At 73.6% G+C, this 1,069-nt stretch carries 4 protein-coding genes; all 4 read right to left on the bottom strand.

Going from position 1 to position 1,069, the window contains the following annotated elements; translation table 11 throughout:
- Positions 1-321, bottom strand: a 321-nt coding sequence (locus E1265_RS36435) for a hypothetical protein (RefSeq protein WP_132935207.1), incomplete at its 3' end; no start/stop codon positions are given.
- Positions 318-614, bottom strand: a complete 297-nt coding sequence (locus E1265_RS36430; RefSeq protein ID WP_132935206.1) for a hypothetical protein — start codon at positions 612-614, stop codon at positions 318-320. The genes E1265_RS36435 and E1265_RS36430, both read right to left, overlap by 4 nt.
- A gap of 26 nt (positions 615-640) precedes the next feature.
- On the bottom strand, positions 641-889 hold the full coding sequence (locus E1265_RS36425) for a hypothetical protein (protein ID WP_132935205.1): 249 nt from the start codon (positions 887-889) through the stop codon (positions 641-643).
- Positions 880-1,069: hypothetical protein (locus E1265_RS37705; protein ID WP_165954032.1), on the bottom strand; the 190-nt coding region annotated here is incomplete at its 5' end. The genes E1265_RS37705 and E1265_RS36425, both read right to left, overlap by 10 nt.

Below are 1,069 nucleotides of genomic sequence, written 5' to 3'. Positions count from 1 at the left end.
GTTGGGGGGTTCGGGGGCGAAGTGGAGGCCGAGGACGTTGATGCCGGCGGGGCCGGCCATGAGGGCGGCGGCGGCGAGGCCGGTGGCGAGGTCGGCGGCCGCGGTCGCGGTGCGGGCGCGTTGCCGGCTGGTGCGCGGGGTGAAGATCAGGGCGTCGCCGTTGTGGCCGAGTTGGACGCCGGCGCTGCGGGCGAGTTCGGGCAGCACGGTGGCGAGCTGGCCCGGGGTGTGCTGCTGGAGGAGTTCGGCGGAGCGGAGGGGGACGGCGAAGCGCAGCCACTCGCGCAGGGCGTCGAGTTCGGGGTTCGGCGGTGTGTTCATGCGGCCTGCGGGGCGGTGCGGCGGACGGGCTGGAAGCGGCGCGCGAGGCGGCGGAGCCGGCGGCGCGTACCGTCGCCTCCGCCGTGGTGCCACCAGAACCAGGTGAAGAGGGCGCACAGGGCCGCGTGCCAGATGGCCAGGCCCCAGGCGTCTTGGCGGATGGCCTGGATGCCGGCGAGTGCTTGGGCGATGGACAACAGGCCGTTGTAGGTGGCGAAGGTGATGCGCTTGGTGAAGAGGCCAGCCAGGGCGCGGGCGACGAGGCCGAGGCTGCTGGCGTGGAGGATGGACACGGTTCTCCGGAGGGTGGTCGGGGTGGTCAGGTGGCGGGGCGGGCGCAGGTGGCCACGTGGGGCTTGTGCCGGGTCTCGTCGTGCTCGTTGATGGGCCGGTCCTTGGTGATGGCGCGCACGCGGATGCGGCCGGTGTGGTCGCGGCGCAGGGCGACGTTGCCGTGTTGGTCGGGCTGGGCGTTGACGGCCTGCTTCTTCTGGTTGGCGGTGGTGGCCCAGTAGATGAGGGCTTTGCAGCGGCCGCAGGGGACGGCGTCGTGGACGCTCAGGGGCACGGCGTCGCCTCCTGGTCCGGCGGCCAGAAGCCGTCGGGGAGGTGGGCGGCACGATCGCGGCTGATGGCGGTGAGCAGGTGGGCGCGTTCCCACATGGTGCGGTCGCGCTCGATGCTGCCGGGGCCGTGGACCATCAGGTGCCTGATGGCGGCCGCGATGGTCTGCGGGGGGCTGATGGGG

The sequence above is a fragment of the Streptomyces sp. 8K308 genome, assembly GCF_004348315.1.
GTDB lineage: Bacteria > Actinomycetota > Actinomycetes > Streptomycetales > Streptomycetaceae > Streptomyces.
This window is presented reverse-complemented; position numbering and strand designations above follow the sequence as displayed.